This window comes from Arsenicibacter rosenii (assembly GCF_001870735.1).
GTDB lineage: Bacteria > Bacteroidota > Bacteroidia > Cytophagales > Spirosomataceae > Arsenicibacter > Arsenicibacter rosenii.
This window is the reverse complement of record NZ_MORL01000338.1, coordinates 1-330: the sequence shown is the minus strand read 5'-3', so window position 1 is coordinate 330 and position 330 is coordinate 1. Positions and strand designations below refer to the sequence as shown.

At 51.7% G+C, this 330-nt stretch carries 1 protein-coding gene; it reads left to right on the top strand.

All coding sequences use genetic code 11. The annotated features are described in order from the left end of the window. Nucleotides 1-122: 122 nt before the first annotated feature. A partial coding sequence (locus tag BLX24_RS34225; protein ID WP_445422176.1) for a tetratricopeptide repeat protein occupies nt 123-330 on the top strand: 208 nt, incomplete at its 3' end.

Below are 330 nucleotides of genomic sequence, written 5' to 3'. Positions count from 1 at the left end.
AGTTAGAGGTCCTGATCCTGAAAGCGCGGGCTTACCGCAGTAGCGGCCGGTACGATACAGGTNGTCTGGCTCTGCTGAATCAATATGAGCCCCGGCAGAATCAGTGGCCCCGGCAACTTGCGTTGCTGAATGCAGAGTTAGGGGTTATTCATCTTCATTTACACCATTTTGCGGAGTCGAAACGCTATTTCCTGAATCAACTTGCCCTGAGTAAAAAAAGTCAGGACAAGCGGCTGATCCTTATTGCGCTGGGTAACCTGGGCACGCTTTACGGCGCCAATAACCGGTTCAACGAAGCAGAAACGTGTTTCCGGCAGTCGTATGAGATCG